Origin of the sequence: Alteromonas sp. IB21 (genome assembly GCF_016405965.1) — a bacterium.
Lineage (GTDB): Bacteria > Pseudomonadota > Gammaproteobacteria > Enterobacterales > Alteromonadaceae > Alteromonas.
The window spans coordinates 1-18800 of the sequence record NZ_JAEFCD010000008.1 but is presented as its reverse complement, the minus strand read 5'-3'; the positions used below and the strand labels follow the sequence as shown (position 1 = coordinate 18800).

The window sequence follows — 18800 nt, the reverse complement described above, 5'->3', positions numbered from 1 at the left end:
GATTTAAAGCCCCTTATTTGTTCTACATTTGAGGGAGTCTTTGGTGTCTTCAACAGAATTAAGTTTCCACTTTGCCCATGCAAACGGATTTCCCGCAGGAAGTTATAATGCGATGTTTTCCGCACTGCCGGATAACTTTAATCGGTTGCACGTTGAGCGTTTTGGTCATGATCCCACGCTGCCAGTTAACGGCAATTGGCGAAACCAAGTTCAAGAGCTCATTAAGCACGTAAAAAAAGAAAACAAAGACCCTCGTGGTGTATTTGGGGTAGGACACTCATTCGGCGCCGTCATTACTTACATGGCGGCTTGCGAAGCACCAGAGTTATTTAGAGGGATAATCTTGTTTGACCCACCTTTGGTGGTTGGCCCGCTAAGTTACTTCTTTAGAGTTGCAAAGCATACACCGCTTATCAATAAGTTGACGCCTGCCAAGCTTGCACAAACACGCAAAACGCGGTGGCCAAAAAGCACTGATATGGAGTCGTATTTTCACAGTAAAGCCCTATTTAAAGACATGGATAGGCGGTGTGTAAGGGACTATGTTAAGTCGGTTACCGCAGTAAAAGGTGACGCCATATCACTGACCTTTCGCGCTGACGTTGAGGCTGCGCTGTTTCAAAATATACCGCATGATCTTGGAAAGTATAAAAGGAAGTTGAAGTGCCCGGCTATTTTAGCTACCGGAAGCAAGAGTAGGGTATGCAAGCCAGAAATGGTTTCTCGATTGATAAAGCACAATGATATAGAACACGTTGTTCTAGATGGCGGGCATATGTTTCCTTTGGAGCACCCAGAGAGGGTTGCCGCTTTTATCAAAGATACGCTAACGAAATGGAATTGCTAGTTTATAACTTAATTTTGGCGCTAATGCGCCAAAATCAAGGCTAAGGCTTTTTAATCAGACTTTTTAGTGGGGCTTAGGCCACCAACGGGTTGTCCAAGCATTTCTCTTGTAACAAGAACCACGCCTTTTTCTGATACACGGAAACCACGAGCTCTGTCTTGTTCGTTGTCGTAGCCAATGGTAGTGCCTTCTGGAATAACGCAACCGCGGTCGATTACTACTTTCTTCAACTTGCAGTGACGTTTAATTTCAACGTCGGGAAGGATTACTGCGTCCTCGATGAGACCGTAAGAGTGCACGCGCACATTAGAAAAACAGATAGACGAGCGCAGTGTGGAACCGGAAATTATGCAGCCACCTGAAACCACAGAGTTAATTGCTTCACCCCGTCTATCGTGGTCTTCCCATACAAACTTCGCTGGAGGCAGTTGCTCTTGATAAGTCCAAATTGGCCATTTTCTATCGTACAAATTAAGTTGCGGAACCGGGGCGACCATTTCCATATTCGCTTCCCAGAAAGAATCTATTGTACCCACGTCTCGCCAATAGGCGTTGTCGCTACCACTCTGTTCGAAGGGAAAAGCGTATACGGGATGATCAGCAATTATAGATGGAATGATATCTTTACCAAAATCCCGTTGAGAGCCCATATTCTCTGAATCTACACGTAGTTGCTCGAAGAGAAATTCGGTATCAAAGACGTAATTACCCATTGAGGCCAAGCATCGAGACGGGTCATTGGGAAGAGGGGTGGGATTGGCAGGCTTCTCTTCGAATCCGATAATGCGATAATTTTCGTCTACTGACATTACGCCAAAAGCGCCCGCCGCTTCTTCCACGGGGACTGACATACAGGAAACGGTCATTTTGGCACCAGATTCCTTGTGCTTTGCAAGCATATCGCCATAATCCATTCGATAGATATGGTCGCCGGAAAGGATCATCACATATTTAGGAAGCTCATCTCGGATTATATCGATATTCTGAAAAACAGCGTCGGCAGTACCTTCGTACCAGTTGTCGGAAAAACGCTGAGAAGCGGGTAAAATTTCAACGGATTCACCAAGCTCTTTCTTGAAGTGGCCCCAGCCTCTGACTAAATGTCGGATGAGAGAGTGGGACTTGTATTGTGTGACAACACCTATTCGCCTGATGCCTGAATTAACACAATTCGAAAGAGGGAAGTCGATAATTCTAAATTTACCACCAAAGTAAAGTGCTGGCTTGGCACGCCACGTGGTGAGCTCGTGCAACCTTGACCCTTTACCTCCTGCGAGGATAAGCGCATAGGTATCGCGTGTTAAGTTACTGATGTAACGTGAACTCTGATCTGCCATTTCCTATAAACTCCTGTCAAAAAGCGATAGTTGAATATCGATAGAAATATAAAAAGAAAGCGAAGTGTTGCGATTGATAGCGCTATACATTGAACCTCTAATTCGAGGTACGTTTTGATAACATAACTCCATATTACACAAGATATTTTAGAATGACAGTGTGATTAATAGTCTTTGTGATGAAATAGTAAAATTATTTAAAATTTTGTTTGTTGTTGTATGAGTCCCTGTACGAAGACACCCATTTTAACGCTTGTCGAAGCCAATTTTGTAGTTAGGGGGCAAGTAAAAAAGTGTAGCGAGACACCCAATCGAAGCTTTTGTAAATTGAGCGATTACCAGCCACTTGCCGAGACACCTACGATAGGAAGTTGCTAGTAAGGAGTTAGCAAGACACCCAACCTTCTATTTGTCGAGGTTGGGTGTCTTGCGATAGATATAAGGATTTCATGTGTTCCAAGGAGCTTAATCTTTAGGTGACAAATGTTAATCAAATGTTATATTTGGATGGCTAACTTGGATTGGGATTCTCAGATGAGTGTATTGAAAAAACTTTTAGTGGTAGTGGGCGTGCTGATTACACTTTTCGTAATCACAAGCTTCTTTATTTCGAAAGACTACAGCGTTGAAAGAACGATTGTTATTAATGCACAGCCATCCGAAATTTACCCCTATGTTGTTGATTTAAAAGAATGGAGCAAGTGGGGGGTATGGTTCAAACGAGACCCAGATATGGAACTCGATTTTTTTGGGCCTGATAGGGCTATAGGCATGCGATCTGAGTGGAAAAGTGAAACTGAGGGTAATGGTGAAATTGAGATAACCCAGTTGGAGCATAACAAAAGGGTTCTTTATCGTATTTATTTTCCAGATTTTGATAGGGGCTCAAATGGCGCAGTAGAAATTAAGCCTACCGCAAACGGTTCAATCGTTACTTGGCGGGATGAAGGGACAGTAGACAATAATCCGATTAATCGTTACGTTGCTCTTATGATTGATAGCATGATAGGACCAGACTTCGAGATGGGTTTAGAGAACCTGAAAATTCTTGCAGAAAAGAGCTGAGATAAGCAACACGATCTGATCTTAAAAGAACGTGACGTAGTAACAGTGATAAAGAGTCTCCTTCTACTAACTATGAATCAAAAAAAACGACTCATCTTAGGCTTATCGCTCAACAAATTAGCCGACCTTTTAATATCCGCCAAAACTACGCTGACAGCACTTCTAGTGAGTGTTGGCGCCCCTGTTTGGATGATCGGTTGGTTGGTGCCAATACGAGAGTCTGGCGCGCTTCTTCCTCAGGTGCTCATAAGTATTTACCTTCGAAATCATGCGGATAGACACAAAGTTTGGCGTGTAGGTATGCTCATTCAAGCTTTCTCAATCGTTGGAATTATAGTATTCGTGATTCTGTTTTCTGGATTTAAAGCTGGGATAGGTGTTTTACTGTCCCTTGTCATTCTCAGTATAGGTCGTTCGGCGTGTTCTTTAACGGTCAAGGACATTGAGGCAGACGTAGTAAAAAAGGGGCAACGAGGTAATTTAATTGGAATTGCTTCGACTATTTCGGGGCTGGTAACTTTATGTATTGCTATACCTCTCGTTGTTTTTGAAGGAGCGTTTTCTTCAAACACGCTTTTAGTCATCTTGTGTGCGAGTCTGCTATCGTTTAGTTTGACTTTAGTCTGTGTATGGCCTATCAAAACGCGTGTGTATACTGGTGATAAGTCACGTAACTCTTTCAGTGTTAATTTCGACTCTACCGTCTATAAATTTATTTTTGTTAGAGGGTTGTTCGTTCACTCTGCGTTGGTTGCACCCTACTTCATGACTGAGCGCAACGGCGATGTGCAAGAATTATTGCCGATTTATATTGGCGCTGAAGCATTGGCAGCGCTGCTATCGTCGATAATCTGGGGCAAAATAGCAGATAAGAGTGCAAAGCTCACCCTTCAGGTTTCTGGGGTTCTAGCGTTAATCGCATGCATTGGACTACTTTCCTTAGAGGCGACGCCTATTTTCATATCGGCGCTTTTATTTTTTGTGTTATCGATAGCGCACGCGGGAGTTAGAACAGGAAGGAAAACATATAGCCTGGATGTGAAGGAAGGGCATGAAAGAACTGAACTTGTTGGCTTCTCTAACACGGCGATCGGGCTTATTCTCCTTGGTTTTGGCGCGATTTACGCATTTTTGTCATCCGTTCTAGCTTTTACAGTCGTCTATATAATGGCGGTAATGCTTTTATTAGCGATTTTAGCCACGGCGATACTACCCAATGAAAAATAGCAGGCTAACCGTCGAAGCATGAAGCTGCAGACTTGAGTTTTGCTATTCTTTTTCTATTTGTGTTTTGCTTGAAAAGCATCATGGATTCACGATCTCCCGCGGCAAAGGAAAAAGTGTTTTCAAAGTTTGTAATTATTTGGAGCCAGTTGGGTTGATTTACACCAAGCATTGTCAACGTGCTGTTGAGTTTGGTTACTTTGGAAGATGAAAGACTGCCATGCATTATGTCTATTGAGGACTTAAGTAGCTCACGATAATCTGCCAAAGTAAAATTAATGATGCGATTAGTGTTAACGAGTGCGGGATGTTTAAACGGCATTAGTACTTTTATGCGCTCACTTTTAGCGTTGTATCGCAATCTTCTGTTTATACTAGTGTAGAAGGAATCATGCAGATTAGTGGCCGCTTTCGCTCGTATTGGATTCAAATCGACATAGGCCATGCAAGACAATACCGCCTTTTCAGTCAACAGGGCTTGAGAACGGAATCGGCCCTCCCAAAATCGCCCTGTACAGCCATCTTCTGTATTGGCTTTCCTGGCAATATACTCGTTAAGGTTCCTCATGAACCAGCTAATATCGTGGAGTCTTTTCCTGTAAATTTCAGCAGTGTTTTGTATTGTTTTTAGTTCACTCTCACTTACCGATTCGCCTTTTAAATACTTTCTGGTAAGTAGCGTTCCTTTATGCATTTTATGCCATTGCAGCAATACATTATCCAAAGTCCAGGAGAGGGCCATTTTTTTGCCGACACATAGCACTATGTGCACATGGTTACTCATAACGGCATATGCACAGATATCAATTGCGAATATTTTACCTAGAAACAGGAGCCTTTTTTCTACCCACGACTTTCTGTGCTCGTAGCTAACATCGCTTTTTGCATCATAGCCACAAAGGTAGCTTCGACGAACGCACCGTGAAATGCAGTGATAATAGGGAGTGTCTTCAAGGCTTATTAAAGATTTTCTACTTTGAGCCATTTTACATTATCAAATAAACATAGGGTCGCATGACCATAGCAACGTTTAGTGCGTCTTGTGACCTGACTGAAAGCACAGTTTAAGTACAGATGTAACGAGAAAAAGCGTAAAGAAGACACCCACTATTGTTTGAGCGTAAAGAAGACACCCACTATTGTTTGTGTTGTCTGAGCGACGTTGCGTGATAAAGCAAATAGAAGCTTTTAATGCATCCAATGTTAGTGAATTACAATGACATCCATTGCTAGTAGTAAAGAAAAGAAACATTAAAGACACCCAGCGTAACGTCGTTTTAACTGCTTTTATAGAACAGAATTCCATGTCTTACATGTGGAAATTTCCAACATACCAAAAGCACTAATAACACCAGAGCGACTATACAGTGGGTGTCTTGTAAAAAATAAATTTGTGTTGGGTGTCTCTTGACCCAGTGTTTTTTGCACTGGCTTGCTTGTAGGCTCTTATATGATTGAGGAGCGTGCGTTTTCAAGCACGCAATCCCCAACAACTATTTCGCGAGTAGAGCATTAGCAACCTTTGAAATAGGCGCGCGGCCCAGTGTGTCAGAGATGTATGAAGATGCCTTAAGCAAGCTTTTCATATCAACTCCTGTAGAGACACCCATGCCATCAAGCATATAGAGCACATCTTCAGTAGCAACATTTCCACTCGCTCCTTTTGCATATGGACAGCCGCCAAGGCCTGCAACAGCAGAGTCAATAGTTGATACACCATACTCAAGTGCAGTGTATAAATTTACGAGTGCCTGTCCGTATGTGTCGTGAAAATGTGCTGCCAGCTTGTCGACAGTGACCTCATTCAATACGCTCTCTAGCAAGAGGCGCGTTTTTAATGGTGTGCCTACACCAATGGTGTCGCCTAAAGAAACTTCATAACATCCCATATCAATCATTGATTTGCTTACTTTAGACACAGCTTCGGGGGAAACTTCACCCTCGTAAGGGCATCCCATTACGCACGAGACATAGCCTCTCACTTTTATGTCATTTTCGTTAGCCATGCTGAACACGGCCTCGAAACGCTTTAAGCTTTCGCTTATTGAGCAGTTAATGTTTTTCTGTGAAAACGACTCAGTTGCTGCGCCAAATACCGCTACCTCCTTTACTCCTGACTCAATCGCAGCCTCTAGCCCTCTGAGATTCGGTGTGAGGGCAGAATACTGAATTCCTTCTCGTGCATTCAATGCTTTGAATACTTCACCGGAGTTGGCCATCTGAGGCACCCATTTAGGTGATACAAAACTTCCGGCCTCTATGCGCTTCAAACCTGTATCTGAAAGTAACTCAATAAGTTTAATTTTTTGAGAGGCAGTTAATGCCAATTTTTCATTTTGCAAGCCATCACGTGGACCCACTTCAACAATGCTTACTTTTTTTGGAAACATGCTGCTAGCCCTCGTCAGCTTCTTTCGAAGAAAAAGCCAATAAGGTTGAACCTCCGTCAACGAGTTCGCCCGGTTGAAAGAAGAATTCCTCAACTGAGCCATCGTAAGGTGCGGTAATGCAATGCTCCATCTTCATCGCTTCCATTACCAATATAGGTTGTCCTTTTTTAACCGCCTGATTCTTTTCTACCAAATGAGCAACAATGGTCCCGTTCATTGGGGCGCTAAAGTTCGCATCATCATCTGCGTTACTTTCATCGCCTAGGGAAGGGGAAATGACGGTGAACTTAGAATGGGTGTCTTTGTTAAAAAGCGTATATTCGTCATCGTTTTCCGAAAATGTATATGCCGTTTTATACCCATCGATGGTGGCATGTAAAACGCCATCAGCAATCGAACCAGTTACGTTATAATTGTTGTCGTCTAAGGTTAAATCGAAACTGTATGTTACCCCTTCACTTTGATGCTTAACGTCAACATTCATTTCTTTCTGATCACACAGTAAGGTAAGGGATTCAGAATGTTGACTGTTTGCTCTCCAAGCACCTGCTCCTGACCATACAGATGGCGTCTTAGCTGCATCCTTGGCATTTTTCTTTCTGTGTAATAATGCTAGTAACGCCATCACTGGAATATTTTCGTGGGTGTCAACGCTTGCGGCTGAATAAAACAAGGAATCATGATGTTTTTCTACAAATGTAGTTGTAAGTTCAGCAGAAACGAAGGCAGGGTGGCCAGCTACTCGCTTTAGGAAGTCGATATTTGTACTAACGCCATCAATATAGTATTCGCTCAGCGCACTAAGTAAGCGCTTTAGTGCGATTTCTCGGTTCTCGCCCCATACAACAAGTTTCGCAATCATGGGGTCGTAGAAAACGCTCACGTCATCGCCTTCAACCACGCCGGTGTCAACTCGGACAACATCGGTCTCTTTCGGCGTACGAAGTAACGCTAGGTTGCCTGTAGAAGGCAAGAACTCGTTACTTGGATCTTCAGCATAAATACGGGCTTCGAATGCGTGTCCTGTTAATGTAAGCTCATTTTGTTTTTTAGGTAATGGCTTACCCTCGGCTATGACTAACTGCCAATAAACCAAATCCTCGCGAGTAATCATCTCTGTAACAGGGTGCTCAACCTGCAAACGCGTGTTCATTTCCATAAAATAGAAAGATTCGTCTTCATCCAATAAAAACTCGACGGTGCCTGCACCCACATAATTTATTGCTTTTGCAGCTAAGATTGCTGCTTCACCCATTTTTTCTCTAACTGAGGGAGACATATTAGGAGCAGGCGCTTCTTCTATAATTTTCTGATGTCTGCGTTGCACTGAACAGTCGCGCTCAAACAGGTATACACCGTTACCATGGGTGTCACAGAAAACTTGGATTTCAACGTGGCGAGGACGAGTGAGATACTTCTCAACCAGCATATGATCGTCGCCAAAGCTTGCCATTGACTCACGTTTAGCTGCATTTAACGCTTGCGAGAATTCATCTGCGTTCCAGACTTGACGCATTCCCTTACCACCGCCGCCTGCAGCTGCTTTTAGTAGTACCGGGTAGCCCATGTCATCAGCCGCGCCTTTTAACACAGCTTCGCTTTGCTCATCTCCATGATAGCCCGGCACTAAGGGAACGCCGGCTTGCTCCATGATGTGTTTCGCAGCAGATTTAGACCCCATAGCTTCGATCGCAGAAGCTGGTGGGCCCACGAAAATAATATCGTTCTTAGCACAAAGGTTCGCAAACTCGGCATTTTCAGAGAGAAAGCCATACCCTGGGTGAATGGCATCTACACCGAGTTCTTTGGCTTTTTCAACGATTAACTCGCCACGTAGGTAACTCTCTTTTGACGGTGAGGGCCCCAGAAAAACAGCCTCATCTGCCATTTTTACGTGTTGCGCGTTTTTATCTGCTTCGGAGTAAACAGCAACTGTTTTGATGCCCTGAGCGTTGGCTGTCTTGATAACGCGGCAAGCAATTTCACCGCGGTTTGCGATTAATAGTTTATTTATCATTTTTCACCTCTACCCACGAAGCACTGCGTTTCTCTAGGAAGGCGGATAAACCTTCCTGACCTTCTTCAGACGTTCTCACTTCAGCAATCAGCTTGCTAGTTTCTGAAAGAAGCGAGTCGTTAATTTCTTGCGTAGACACCCATTGAACTAAACTCTTAGCTTTCGCCACTGCTTGAGGGCCATTTTTGAGAATGTTTGATAAAAGGTTATCGATGGTACTGTCGAGTTCATCTTCGGTCACTGACTCACTAAGTAGACCCAGTCGTCGGGCCCGACGGGCAGAGAATACTTCTGCTGTTTGGAAATAGCGTCGGCTAACGCGCGTTCCTATCGCCTCTACCACATAGGGGCTTATGGTCGCAGGGGTAAGGCCAATTTTTACTTCACTTAGACAAAACTTACTGAGCTTGCTTCCAATGGCGATGTCACAACAGGCGATTAAACCTACAGCACCACCGAAAGCGGCACCTTGAACCCTGGCGATGGTTGGTTTTGGCATTTCGTAAAGTGTCTGCAGCATTACCGCTAGCGCTAAAGCATCACTTTCGTTTTGCTCTTTGGTAAAACTGGCCATTCTTTTCATCCAGTTCAGATCTGCACCAGCGCTAAAGCTTTTTCCTTCAGCCCTAAGAATAAGCGCTCGTACTGTTGAATCTTCCCCTGCTTTTCTAAACACACGGGTGAGTTCATTGATCATTTCATCGTCAAAAGCATTATGCTTTTCTGGTCTGTTTAATGTGACCGTGGCTACGTTTCTTTCATCTACGCTATAAATAACTGATTGTTCCATAATCTGTACTCCTACATTCTGAATATGCCAAATTGGGTGTCTTCAATAGGCTTGTTGAGCGATGCCGAAAGAGACAGCCCAAGCACTAAACGCGTATCCGCAGGGTCAATGACGCCATCGTCCCAAAGCCTTGCCGATGCGTAGTAGGGGTGACCTTGCTTTTCGTAGGTATCGATTACAGGTTGTTTGAATGTCCTTTCTTCTTCATTGCTCCATGTTTCACCAGCACGCTCTTTTTGGTCGCGTTTGACTTGAGCTAAAACTCCTGCCGCTTGCTCACCACCCATAACCGAGATACGAGCATTAGGCCACATGAATAAAAACCTCGGGTCGTAGGCTCTTCCACACATCCCGTAGTTCCCCGCACCAAAGCTACCGCCGATAAGGACAGTGAGTTTAGGCACGTTCGCGCAAGCTACTGCTGTAACCATTTTTGCGCCGTGTTTCGCGATGCCACCGTGTTCGTATTGCTTACCCACCATAAAGCCGGTTATGTTTTGCAAAAACACTAAAGGTATTTTGCGCTTAGCGCATAGCTCAACAAAGTGCGCGCCTTTAAGCGCACTTTCACCAAAAAGAATGCCGTTATTAGCCACGATGCCTACAGGGAAACCGAAGATACGTGCAAAGCCACAAACGAGCGTTGTGCCGTATAGAGATTTGAACTCATCAAAATCAGAGTCATCGACGATGCGAGCAATGATCTCACGTACATCATAGGTTTGACGGCTGTCAGCAGGCACAATGCCATAAATCTCTTTAGTGTCGTAACGAGGGGGCTTAACGTCTGCAACATCGGCGCATTCAGGCTTTTTCCGATTAAGCCGAGAGACCGCATTTCGGGCCAGTGAAAGGGCGTGATGATCGTTATTGGCAAGGTGATCTGCAACACCAGAAATGCGCGTGTGCACATCACCACCACCGAGTTCTTCAGCGGTGACTACTTCGCCGGTGGCAGCTTTCACCAGAGGCGGGCCTCCAAGGAAAATAGTCGCTTGCTCTTTTACAATGATGCTCTCATCAGCCATGGCGGGAACATAAGCACCGCCAGCGGTACACGAGCCCATGACGACCGCGATTTGAGGAATGTTCTTCGCTGACATATTGGCTTGATTAAAGAATATTCGGCCAAAGTGCTCTCTATCTGGGAAAACCTCATCTTGACGGGGTAGATTAGCGCCCCCCGAGTCTACCAAGTAGATGCAAGGTAGATTGTTCTGCTCGGCGATGGTTTGCGCTCTAAGGTGTTTTTTAACCGTAAGAGGGTAGTAGGTTCCGCCTTTCACCGTGGCATCATTGGCAACAATCATACACTCAATACCAGCAACGATACCTATACCTGCAACAACGCCCGCACAGGGTACGTAGTCATCATACACTTCCCATGCGGCGAGCTGTCCTATTTCTAAAAATGGCGTGTCGTCATCAATGAGTGCATTTATTCGGTCACGAGGTAATAACTTTCCTCGTGATACGTGCCGTTCGGCGGCTTTTTCGCCGCCACCCTTGCATATTTGTTCAATTTTTTCGAGGAGATCATTCACCTGTGCCTGCATATGCTCGGCGTTAGCGATAAATGTTTCAGATTTCGTATTTATACTTGAGCGAAGAACGGGCATAACCCCTCCTTGTGTTGGGCATCGGCGACGTTGCCGCATCAACCATTGTTAGCATGACACCCATGCCAAAAGATGCTGTTGCAGTGGGTGTCTTTGTAATTTCGTCTTTCTAATTGAGTAATGCTTTAGGTTTGTTAAACGCTTTAAAGCGTGGGTGTCTTGCTAAGTTGTTTTTAACTCATATTAAAAACAACCCAGCTATAAAACTTAGGTCGACACCGTTTAATCCTGCTATTTAGATTCGTTAAATAGCTCGCGTCCTATAAGCATTCTGCGGATTTCAGACGTACCTGCTCCAATCTCATATAGCTTTGCGTCTCGTAATAAACGCCCTGTGGGGTATTCGTTGATGTAGCCATTACCGCCAAGTAGCTGGATTGCGTCGAGTGCCATCTTGGTAGCAAGTTCTGCTGAATAGAGAATAGCGCCAGCGGCGTCTTTTCGCGTTGTTTCACCGCGATCGCAGGATTGTGCAACCGTGTAGACATAGGCACGAGCAGCATTCATTTGCGTGTACATATCAGCGACTTTGCCTTGAACAAGCTGGAATTGGCCTATTGATTGACCAAATTGCTGGCGGTCATGGATATAAGGAACGACAATGTCCATACACGATTGCATGATACCCAGCGGGCCACCCGATAGAACAAGTCGCTCGTAATCCAACCCGCTCATCAATACGCGCACGCCTTCACCTTCTTTACCAAGGATGTTTTCTGCAGGCACCTCGCAATCTTCGAAAACTAATTCACACGTATTCGAAGATCTCATGCCGAGTTTGTCTAATTTTTGTGCGCGGCTAAAGCCTGGAAAATCTCGCTCTACTAGAAACGCCGTGATGCCTCTAGCGCCTGCATTAGGGTCAGTTTTCGCATAAATTACAAAGGTGTGCGCGTCTGGACCATTTGTGATCCACATTTTGTTACCGTTTAGAATATACTTGTCACCGCGTTTTTCGGCTTTTAATTTCATGCTGACAACATCTGAACCTGCATTAGGCTCACTCATTGCTAGTGCACCAATATGCTCGCCGCTAACCAATTTAGGGAGATACTTTTCTCTTTGCTCATCGTTTCCGTTTTTGTAAATTTGGTTTACGCAAAGGTTAGAATGTGCGCCATAACTAAGACCAATACCGCCAGACGCTCGGCTAACTTCTTCCATCGCGATGGTGTGCGCGAGGTATCCCATGTCAGAGCCACCGTATTGCTCTGAGACTGTTACGCCTAGAAGGCCCATATCACCAAGTTTTTTCCATAACTGGTTCGGAAATTGATTGTCAGCATCGGCTTGTTCAGCAAGAGGTGCAATTTCGTTTTGGGCAAACTGATAGACCTGGTCACGCAGCATTTCAATGTCTTCGCCAAGTCCAAAATTTAATGTAGGGTAGGAGGTATTCATGCAATTTTTCCTCGTTTGAGTTCTGCGAGTTCTTCTCGGCAGCGGGCTTCGACGTCGTCCAGTTCTGTCATTAACATCTGGATGTCTTCTAATTGTTGCTTCAGCACCGCTCTTTTTTGTTCAGTCATTTCAAGCATTGCTTCTAACTGAACAGCCGAATTTGGATTAGTGTCGTACATGTCGAAAAGTGTTTTCACCTCTGCCAACGAAAAGCCTAGGCGTTTTCCTCGTAGAATAAGCTTCAATCGCACTCTGTCTTTATTGAGATAAACACGGTTCTGCCCTGTTCTTGAGGGAGACATCAGCCCTTGCTCTTCATAAAATCGGATGGAGCGAGGAGTAATGTCAAACTCTCGAGCGAGTTCGCCTATTGCATACGTTTGTTCTTCGTCGCACTTGCTCATTACATGTACCTTGTCTTTAGCGCTGTTTAACAGCTGGTATTTAACTTGGGTGTCATTGTAATTTAGTTCTGTAGATTAAGAGGGTGTCACTGCAATAGCACTTTGGTTCTAGCGAAGAAGCTGGTTTATCCCGCTATAGTTAAACGTAGTGTTTGGTTGACACATACTTCGTACAGGTTTACGTTAACGTTAATTACATTTTACGTTAAGGTAAAGTAACATTTTGCTAACGTCAATTTTTCACGGTGAAGGCAAGACGTTACAACTAATAGTGGTGTTTACTTTTGTATACATCTGAGAGTTTTTATTCACTTAACGTTATGATTTTTAATAATTTGAAGGGCATGAGTATGAGTAATGAATCAGTAGTGATTGTCGCGGCTAAACGCACTCCTATGGGCGGTTTTAATGGTAGCTTGTCTTCGTTGGCTGCGACCAAACTTGGAGAAGTTGCGATTAAAGCCGCCTGTGAAGGGGTGGATGTCTCTGCAATTGATGAAGTTATAATGGGATGTGTTTTACCAGCGGGTCTTGGTCAATCACCAGCACGTCAAGCATCATTGGGAGCCGGGCTTCCGCTTAGCGCTGGTGTAACAACCATAAACAAGGTGTGCGGGTCAGGCCTGAAATCAGTCATGATGGCACATGATCTTATCAAAGCGGGCAGTGCTACTGCGGTTGTTGCGGGTGGTATGGAAAGCATGAGCAACGCACCTTATATGTTACCCCAGGCAAGAACGGGGTATCGAATGGGTCATGGACAAGTGCTCGATCATATGATGCTTGATGGTCTCGAAAATGCCTATGACGGTAAAGCGATGGGGTGTTTTGCACAGGATACCGCGGATGAAGAGAATATCTCTCGCGGGGAAATGGACGAGTTTGCATTGAGCTCACTTTCTAAAGCCCACGAAGCGATAAACAGCGGCACTTTTACTGACGAAATAGTACCGGTTACGGTTTCTTCTCGTAAAGGTGATACTGTTGTTGACACTGATGAAGGCCCAGGCTCTGCACGCCCTGAAAAAATTCCTACGCTACGACCGGCTTTTAAAAAAGATGGAACAGTAACGGCTGCAAACTCTAGTTCAATATCTGATGGTGCTGCCGCTCTTGTTGTTATGAGTGAGAGTAAAGCGAAAGAATTAGGTTTAACCCCGCTTGCGAGAATCGTTGCGCATGCAACACACAGCATTGAACCGGAAAACTTCACTGTTGCCCCTGTTGGAGCAATGGAAAAGGTATTAGACAAAGCAGGCTGGAAAAAAGAGGACGTTGATCTATTTGAGATTAATGAGGCGTTTGCCATGGTCACTATGCTGGCGATTAAAAAACTAGGGCTTGATGAAAGCAAAGTGAATGTAAAAGGCGGGGCATGTGCATTAGGCCATCCAATTGGTGCATCAGGCGCGCGCATTCTTGTAACGCTTCTTCACGCTTTAAAACAAAAAAATGCTAGTAAAGGTATCGCATCTCTATGCATTGGCGGTGGCGAAGGGGTTGCCCTTGCTGTTGAAATGCTATAGCTCAAAATTGGCTTACATGAAAAACATTTAATCGTAGGGTGCCGCTATTTTTGCGGCATCCTGTGTTTTAATAAGAGAAAAAATTATAAGTCATGAAAAGTATAGCCAAAACGTCTAAGCATTTGGGGTTTTCAATAGCGCTTTGTATCGTTCAAAAGTCTGCTGTTGCTTTACCGCAGATGTCTCCGCATCAATCCATGGTGACACAATCTGATGTGAACGTAGCTAATCTCGCAGATATTCCTTCTTTTACCATTTCACAAACACTACCAGCAATGTCGTTTTACAATGACACCCAACGCACGGGCTCAAACAGTTTATTAGGTCATAGCAGAAATGACGCATCGGTGAAGCTTTCGAACGTTGCATACCACACAAATGCAGACAGCAGGTCATCGGCTTTTTCTACAAAAGACACCCACGATAAAGCTAACTATAAAGAAGACACCCACTCAAAAAGCCTCAATGTTAATAGCGAAGAAAAAGCGGCCGTACAGAACGAAAAGTTAACGCAAGTGCCCTATGCAGCGTTGGGTGTCTTGCCAATGCGAGAACATGATGAGCAATTTACCTATGGCTCAGAAACCTTGCAGCGTGTTTATGTTTGGCATGGGCGTAATGGGCTAGACACGGGCTTAAGCGGGAAAGCAATGGTGTTTGTGCATGGAGGCTGTTGGCTAAATGCATATGGCTACGAGCATGCTAAGGGTATGTATAGCGCGTTGGCGGATTTAGGGATGGGTGTCTACGTAATGGAATACCGGCGAGTAGGCGATGAAGGTGGTGGCTGGCCGGGAAGCCTTGATGATGTAGTTAATGCAATAAATACTTCACTTGAACGTATTACGTTACAAGGTGACTATTCAGAAATATTTATCGTGGGCCATTCTGCCGGTGGCCATCTTGCCTTGCTCGCTGCGCAACGTATGTCAGAACAGTTGGCACGCTATAAAGTGCAACAAGTCATTGGATTGGCGTCAATAACCGATATCCGCTCATATGCTCTTGGCACTAACAGCTGTCAGACGGCGACCGAAAAGTTTATGAAGAGTGAGCCGCTTGAAAATCCAGACGCTTATCAGAAGGCGACGCCAAGCGCGACGCTCATTCATACGCCGGTTGTATTGCTTCAAGGTGATGCAGATAGCATTGTGCCGTTACAGCACGCTACAATGGCGGGGGCAGAAAAACGAATAATAAATAATGGTGGCCACTTTGATTGGCTACACCCTGAATCCACGTCTTTTGATGCTTTACTTGAGGTTATTGGTGAACATGATTAACAAGGTTTTTTCCGCAGAGCAGCTTGATAACAAAGATCCGCTTGCTAAAAAAGTAGGCGCGTTCTCTCTGCCAAATGACACCATTTATCTTGATGGGAATTCGCTTGGTCCTCTACCTAAGTCAGCTGAAGCGCGCGCAAGCGAAGTAGTGAAACAGCAATGGGGGCAAGACCTCATCACAAGCTGGAACAAGCATCAGTGGATTTCTTTGCCGCAGCACGTGGGTGACAAGATTGGGTATTTAATTGGCGCTAGGAGCGGGCAGGTTATTTGCTGTGACTCAATTTCTATTAATTTATTTAAAGTACTTAGCGCTGCGTTAAAAATGCGGCCCGAGCGAAAAGTCATTGCTACTACGCGTGATAATTTTCCAACTGATATCTATATGGTCCAAGGGTTGCTCGAACTGTTAGGCGATGAATACAGTGTTCGCTATATCGATGAATCGAATATCGGCTCTCAGCTATCTGATGATATAGCAGTCCTCATGCTCACGCAGGTAAATTTTAGAACTGGCCTTAAACTAGACATGCAAAGCATTACAGCGCAGGCACACGATAAGAACATTTTAACGTTATGGGATCTCGCCCACAGTGCCGGTGCGTTTCCAGTTTTTGTTGACGAGTGTGAAGTCGATTTTGCAGTAGGATGCACCTACAAATATTTAAACGGCGGTCCAGGCGCCCCTGCATTTATTTACGTTGCCGAGCGCCACCAAGCACAGTACAAGCAACCATTGTCCGGTTGGATGGGACATAGCGCTCCTTTTTCATTTTCTCCAGACTACGCACCAGATAGCACGGTAAAGCAGAATTTATGTGGAACGCCAGGTGTTATTGGGATGAGTATTTTAGATGCGGCGTTAGATGTGTTTGACGGCGTGTCGCTCAAGGCTGTCGATGAAAAATCAAAGAAGCTTCAGGCTTTTTTCATTGCAGAGGCAAAAAGGGCTGGCGTGTTAGAATATTTCAGCCTGGTTAGCCCGCCTATAGATGTAAGGGGGAGTCAGCTTGCCCTTGCTCATGACGAGGCATACGCGATTTGCCAAGCATGGATAGCGGAGGGCGTTATTGCCGATTTTAGAGCGCCTAATATCTTACGTATCGGGTTTGCTCCTCTTTACCTTAGCTTCACTAATGTAGAAAAAGCAGTAAAAACGCTTAGCGACATCATGGTCGAAAAACGCTACGAAAACGCTACTTTCCAGCAAAGACAGAGTGTTACCTAAGCGATTAGACGCGTTCGTCCGCTTATTAATTGCAATTTAAGCAATAACGCTTAATACTTCGCGATTGTCGTTGTTTTTGGTCAATATTGGGTGTGTGGTTGAAAAAAATAGAAAAGCGTCTTTGGATTCATTTTTTCTGTGTAGGAGCAAGCTTTTTCAGTGCGCTTTTACACGCTGCGCCCGAAGAGCAAGCTCCATCCGCATCCTCCAAAGAAGTTACTTACTGTATCGACCCAAACTGGGCGCCCTATGAAGCCATAAGAAATGGAGTGCACGTTGGTATTTCGGCGCAATATATGAAATTAATTGCCGATATTACCGGCTTGGAATTCACCCTGGTTCGAACCGACAGTTGGCAGCAAAGCTTAGAATATGTTCAACGAGGGGAATGTCAGATTATTCCTATGTTGAATACTTCCGACTACCGAAAACAATTTTTAGATTTTAGCATTCCCTATTTTGAAGCGCCCAATGTACTTGTGGCAAAGGCCGGTACGCCTATGCTGCAGGGGTATTCAGGTGTAGGAAATCGCAGTGTTGGCATTGTTCAAGGTTACAGGCAGGTAGAATATATTTCTCGGCATTATCCAGGGCTTCGTTTAAAGCTTATTCCGTCAGAAGAGGAGGGCTTAAAACAACTCGAAAACGATGAGTTCGATGTCATGGTGGGGTCATTGATGAGCGTTAATATGCACATTAATAATTTGGAATTAGAGGACTTAAATATTGTTGGTTATGCGGAGCCATTTGACTCTTTAGCCTTTGGCGTCAATAAATCTTACGGTCATTTGGTCGAAAAATTGAATTTTGCTATTGAGCGTATTCCTGAAGCTCGGAAGGTGGAAATATATAAACAATGGAACAATGTTCAAATTCGCTACAGCCGCAATTATTCTGTGATGATATTGACCACTATCATCGTGTTAATAAGCTTACTTTGGCTGATATCACGAAATCGGCACGTGGGTGGCTATAAACGGATAATAAGCCAGAAAAACGAAGAAATAGCCGCACTACAGGCGACGCTGCTGGAGAAAAACAGAACGTTGGGCTTCCTCACCGCTCACGACACGATTACTGGATTGTATAACCGCAACCATATGATCCAGCGGGCAGAGGAAGAAATTTCTCGGTTCAATCGTTTTCATACCACCGCTTCACTCATTATCCTAGAGTTAACGCCAACCCAAGAGGGAGGGCTTCCTCTTGACGCGTCGGCGCGAGAAGAAACACTGAAAGTCGTCGCTAATCACTGTTTGAATACGGTAAGAGAAGTAGATGTGGTATCTCGGTTTAACGGAGAGCAATTCATCATTCTTTGCCCGCAAACTGAGTTAGACGCGGCGAAAATACTTGCAGATAGGTTGCTTGCCTGCCTCACGGGTCATTACCAGCTAAGTGAAAATTTCAGCGTGGCGATCGGTATGTCTGAACTCAAAGAATCTGAAGAATTTCCCGAATGGATGGAACGCACTATTAAAGCTCTGTATCAGTCAAAACGCCAGGGTTTCGGAACCGTAAGCATAGCGCAGTAAAAAAGCATCCCCACTGCAAGACTTACTGCGGTGATTCAACGTGAACGCTCAGCAATACTGCACGCACCTACTGTTGAATTGTAAGCGTCCGGTAATCCCACCTAGCGCTTAGCAAACAACCATGGTAGCAGTTG

15 protein-coding genes are annotated in these 18800 nt (G+C 44.6%); 7 read left to right on the top strand and 8 right to left on the bottom strand.

All coding sequences use genetic code 11. The features are described 5' to 3' along the window. The first annotated feature begins 43 nt into the window (after positions 1-43). Positions 44-847 (top strand): alpha/beta fold hydrolase, encoded by an 804-nt coding sequence (locus JC525_RS07260; RefSeq protein ID WP_198815221.1) that lies wholly within the window; start codon positions 44-46, stop codon positions 845-847. A gap of 50 nt (positions 848-897) precedes the next feature. Here the strand turns inward: JC525_RS07260 and glgC are convergent, their stop codons facing one another. After that, positions 898-2184, bottom strand: coding sequence for a glucose-1-phosphate adenylyltransferase (glgC, locus tag JC525_RS07255; RefSeq protein WP_198815220.1), 1287 nt, complete (start codon positions 2182-2184; stop codon positions 898-900). A 483-nt stretch (positions 2185-2667) separates the two neighbouring features. On the opposite strand from glgC, the gene JC525_RS07250 reads away from it, so the two are divergent. Both JC525_RS07250 and JC525_RS07245 read left to right on the top strand, forming a co-directional pair. After that, the gene (locus JC525_RS07250; RefSeq protein ID WP_442859528.1) at positions 2668-3249 is read left to right on the top strand and encodes an SRPBCC family protein; all 582 of its coding nucleotides are present in this window, start codon (positions 2668-2670) and stop codon (positions 3247-3249) included. A 72-nt stretch (positions 3250-3321) separates the two neighbouring features. Beyond that, on the top strand, positions 3322-4476 hold the full coding sequence (locus JC525_RS07245) for an MFS transporter (RefSeq protein WP_198815219.1): 1155 nt from the start codon (positions 3322-3324) through the stop codon (positions 4474-4476). Positions 4477-4480: 4 nt separating this feature from the next. Here JC525_RS07245 and JC525_RS07240 read toward each other — a convergent pair whose 3' ends face one another. The 7 genes from JC525_RS07240 to JC525_RS07210 form a co-directional block, all read right to left on the bottom strand. Further along, positions 4481-5458 carry a transposase gene (locus tag JC525_RS07240; protein WP_198815218.1) on the bottom strand — a complete coding sequence of 326 codons (978 nt, stop codon included), beginning with the start codon at positions 5456-5458 and terminating at the stop codon, positions 4481-4483. 508 nt (positions 5459-5966) lie between these two features. Beyond that, the gene (locus JC525_RS07235) at positions 5967-6863 is read right to left on the bottom strand and encodes a hydroxymethylglutaryl-CoA lyase (protein ID WP_198815217.1); all 897 of its coding nucleotides are present in this window, start codon (positions 6861-6863) and stop codon (positions 5967-5969) included. A gap of 4 nt (positions 6864-6867) precedes the next feature. Then, positions 6868-8880 (bottom strand): acetyl/propionyl/methylcrotonyl-CoA carboxylase subunit alpha, encoded by a 2013-nt coding sequence (locus JC525_RS07230; protein WP_198815216.1) that lies wholly within the window; start codon positions 8878-8880, stop codon positions 6868-6870. After that, on the bottom strand, positions 8870-9670 hold the full coding sequence (locus tag JC525_RS07225) for an enoyl-CoA hydratase/isomerase family protein (protein WP_198815215.1): 801 nt from the start codon (positions 9668-9670) through the stop codon (positions 8870-8872). Before JC525_RS07225 ends, JC525_RS07230 begins: the two co-directional genes overlap by 11 nt. An 11-nt stretch (positions 9671-9681) precedes the next feature. Further along, positions 9682-11289, bottom strand: a complete 1608-nt coding sequence (locus tag JC525_RS07220; protein WP_198815214.1) for a carboxyl transferase domain-containing protein — start codon at positions 11287-11289, stop codon at positions 9682-9684. Between the two features lie 231 nt (positions 11290-11520). Next, a complete protein-coding gene (locus JC525_RS07215; RefSeq protein ID WP_198815213.1) occupies positions 11521-12690 on the bottom strand; it encodes an isovaleryl-CoA dehydrogenase in 1170 nt (389 codons plus the stop codon). Continuing rightward, a complete protein-coding gene (locus JC525_RS07210; RefSeq protein WP_198815212.1) occupies positions 12687-13094 on the bottom strand; it encodes a MerR family transcriptional regulator in 408 nt (135 codons plus the stop codon). The genes JC525_RS07215 and JC525_RS07210 overlap by 4 nt, the downstream gene beginning before the upstream one ends. A gap of 350 nt (positions 13095-13444) precedes the next feature. Here JC525_RS07210 and JC525_RS07205 point away from each other — a divergent pair, with 350 nt between their 5' ends. The 4 genes from JC525_RS07205 to JC525_RS07190 all read left to right on the top strand — a co-directional run bounded on the left by JC525_RS07205 (position 13445) and on the right by JC525_RS07190 (position 18666). After that, entirely contained in the window at positions 13445-14620 is a 1176-nt protein-coding gene (locus JC525_RS07205; protein WP_198815211.1) for a thiolase family protein, read from the top strand. Positions 14621-14712: 92 nt separating this feature from the next. Continuing rightward, a complete protein-coding gene (locus tag JC525_RS07200; RefSeq protein WP_233095044.1) occupies positions 14713-15903 on the top strand; it encodes an alpha/beta hydrolase family protein in 1191 nt (396 codons plus the stop codon). Next, on the top strand, positions 15896-17131 hold the full coding sequence (kynU, locus tag JC525_RS07195; protein WP_198815210.1) for a kynureninase: 1236 nt from the start codon (positions 15896-15898) through the stop codon (positions 17129-17131). Before JC525_RS07200 ends, kynU begins: the two co-directional genes overlap by 8 nt. Before the next feature lie 98 nt (positions 17132-17229). Then, a complete protein-coding gene (locus JC525_RS07190; protein WP_198815209.1) occupies positions 17230-18666 on the top strand; it encodes a diguanylate cyclase in 1437 nt (478 codons plus the stop codon). The last annotated feature ends 134 nt before the right edge of the window (positions 18667-18800 follow it).

What these genes read in the sequence shown, in the direction of transcription:
- glgC (WP_198815220.1), bottom strand. Translation starts at nt 2,184, where the DNA reads ATGGCAGATCAGAGTTCACGTTACATCAGTAACTTAACACGCGATACC.
- JC525_RS07250 (WP_442859528.1), top strand. Translation starts at nt 2,668, where the DNA reads ATGTTAATCAAATGTTATATTTGGATGGCTAACTTGGATTGGGATTCT.
- JC525_RS07245 (WP_198815219.1), top strand. Translation starts at nt 3,322, where the DNA reads ATGAATCAAAAAAAACGACTCATCTTAGGCTTATCGCTCAACAAATTA.
- JC525_RS07240 (WP_198815218.1), bottom strand. Translation starts at nt 5,458, where the DNA reads ATGGCTCAAAGTAGAAAATCTTTAATAAGCCTTGAAGACACTCCCTAT.
- JC525_RS07235 (WP_198815217.1), bottom strand. Translation starts at nt 6,863, where the DNA reads ATGTTTCCAAAAAAAGTAAGCATTGTTGAAGTGGGTCCACGTGATGGC.
- JC525_RS07230 (WP_198815216.1), bottom strand. Translation starts at nt 8,880, where the DNA reads ATGATAAATAAACTATTAATCGCAAACCGCGGTGAAATTGCTTGCCGC.
- JC525_RS07225 (WP_198815215.1), bottom strand. Translation starts at nt 9,670, where the DNA reads ATGGAACAATCAGTTATTTATAGCGTAGATGAAAGAAACGTAGCCACG.
- JC525_RS07220 (WP_198815214.1), bottom strand. Translation starts at nt 11,289, where the DNA reads ATGCCCGTTCTTCGCTCAAGTATAAATACGAAATCTGAAACATTTATC.
- JC525_RS07215 (WP_198815213.1), bottom strand. Translation starts at nt 12,690, where the DNA reads ATGAATACCTCCTACCCTACATTAAATTTTGGACTTGGCGAAGACATT.
- JC525_RS07210 (WP_198815212.1), bottom strand. Translation starts at nt 13,094, where the DNA reads ATGAGCAAGTGCGACGAAGAACAAACGTATGCAATAGGCGAACTCGCT.
- JC525_RS07205 (WP_198815211.1), top strand. Translation starts at nt 13,445, where the DNA reads ATGAGTAATGAATCAGTAGTGATTGTCGCGGCTAAACGCACTCCTATG.
- JC525_RS07200 (WP_233095044.1), top strand. Translation starts at nt 14,713, where the DNA reads ATGAAAAGTATAGCCAAAACGTCTAAGCATTTGGGGTTTTCAATAGCG.
- kynU (WP_198815210.1), top strand. Translation starts at nt 15,896, where the DNA reads ATGATTAACAAGGTTTTTTCCGCAGAGCAGCTTGATAACAAAGATCCG.